We start from the raw sequence: 1,655 nt of genomic DNA, 5'->3' as shown, positions 1-1,655 counted from the left end.
CGACAACACTATTCCTTTAGTGTTGGTTTTTTTTTGCGGGGGGGGGAGCCCGGGGGTTTAAAACACCAACACCGTTTCCCAATATTTCGCCGTGGGGGGGGGGGGGGGCCCCCCCCCCCCCCCGACGTCGGCGTACGCCCTCCCGCTCGACCTCGGCGGACGAGCGGGCTGCGGCCTGCGCTACTCTTGAACGTCGCCGCTGTCGCACCGCGCTGACCGTGCGCGTCCCCGAGGGCGGCGACGGCCGCATTTTCCCAGCTCCAAGCCCCAGGAAGTGACATGCCTCCGAAGAAGAAGCTCGTCAAGACGTTCACGCTTCAGCTGCCGGCGGGCCAGGCCACGCCGGCGCCGCCGGTCGGCCCCGCGCTCGGCCAGCACGGCGTGAACATCATGGAGTTCTGCAAGTCCTACAACGCGCAGACCGAGTCCCAGCGGGGCGACATCGTCCCCGCCGAGATCAGCGTGTTCGAGGACCGGTCCTTCAGCTTCGTGCTGAAGACCCCGCCTGCCGCCCGGCTGCTGATCAAGGCCGCCGGTGTGCAGAAGGGCTCGGGCGTCCCGCAGGCCGAGAAGGTCGGCTCGGTGAGCCGCGCCCAGCTGCGTGAGATCGCCGAGAAGAAGATGGCCGACCTCAACGCCAACGACCTGGACCAGGCCGAGAAGATCATCGCCGGCACCGCCCGGTCGATGGGCATCACCGTCAGCGACTGACGTTCGGCCTCGCCGACGACCCGACCGTGGGAGGGCCCGCGCCGAGCGGCCCGCCAGAGACCACAGGAGTAATCAGCAATGCAGCGCAGCAAGAGCTACCGCAAGGCCGCCGACGTCATCGACCGGTCGAAGCTCTACACCCCCTCCGAGGCCGTGAAGCTGGCCAAGGAGACCACCAACGTCAAGTTCGACGCCACGGTCGAGGTCGCCATGCGCCTCGGCGTCGACCCCCGCAAGGCGGACCAGATGGTCCGCGGCACGGTCAACCTGCCGCACGGCACCGGTAAGACCGCCCGCGTGATCGTGTTCGCCAGTGGCGCGAAGGCCGAAGAGGCCGCCGCGGCGGGTGCGGACGAGGTGGGCACCGACGAGCTGGTCGCCCGCATCCAGGGTGGTTGGCTCGACTTCGACGCGGCGATCGCCACGCCGGACCAGATGGCCAAGATCGGCCGGATCGCGCGGATCCTGGGCCCGCGCGGTCTCATGCCGAACCCGAAGACCGGCACGGTGACCATGGACGTCACCAAGGCGGTGCAGGACATCAAGGGCGGCAAGATCACCTTCCGGGTGGACAAGCACTCCAACCTGCACCTGATCATCGGCAAGGCCTCCTTCACGGAGACCCAGCTGGTGGACAACTACGCCGCGGTGCTCGACGAGGTGCTGCGCGCCAAGCCGTCCGCGGCCAAGGGCAAGTACCTCCGCAAGGTCATCCTCACCACCACCATGGGCCCGGGTGTCCCGGTCGACCCGAACCTGGTGAAGAACCTCCGTGAGGACCAGGCCGAGGCCTGAGCCGACTGTTCGCTCCGCCGGGGGGGGGGGGGGGGGGGGGGGGGGGGGGGGGGGGGGGGGGGGGGGGGTGTGGTGGGGGGTGTGGGGGGGGGGGGGGGGGGGGGTGGGGTGGGCGGCGGGTTGGGTGGGGTGGGCGGCGCCGGTGTTAT

Annotated in this window: 2 protein-coding genes; both read left to right on the top strand. The window is 69.8% G+C overall.

The window, feature by feature from the left end; translation table 11 throughout:
* The first annotated feature begins 279 nt into the window (after positions 1 to 279).
* Complete coding sequence (rplK, locus tag ACGGAQ_RS32520) at positions 280 to 711, top strand: 50S ribosomal protein L11 (protein ID WP_007465329.1); 432 nt, start codon at positions 280 to 282, stop codon at positions 709 to 711.
* A gap of 78 nt (positions 712 to 789) precedes the next feature.
* Positions 790 to 1,506, top strand: coding sequence for a 50S ribosomal protein L1 (gene rplA / locus ACGGAQ_RS32515; protein ID WP_363684275.1), 717 nt, complete (start codon positions 790 to 792; stop codon positions 1,504 to 1,506).
* The last annotated feature ends 149 nt before the right edge of the window (positions 1,507 to 1,655 follow it).

Source organism: Micromonospora sp. NPDC047557, assembly GCF_043205095.1.
Classification (GTDB): domain Bacteria; phylum Actinomycetota; class Actinomycetes; order Mycobacteriales; family Micromonosporaceae; genus Micromonospora.
Note: the sequence above shows the minus strand (reverse complement) of the source record. Positions and strands in the feature narration are given on the sequence as shown.

Excerpts from the sequence above, each read along its gene's own strand:
- rplK (WP_007465329.1), top strand. The coding sequence starts at position 280 with ATGCCTCCGAAGAAGAAGCTCGTCAAGACGTTCACGCTTCAGCTGCCG.
- rplA (WP_363684275.1), top strand. The coding sequence starts at position 790 with ATGCAGCGCAGCAAGAGCTACCGCAAGGCCGCCGACGTCATCGACCGG.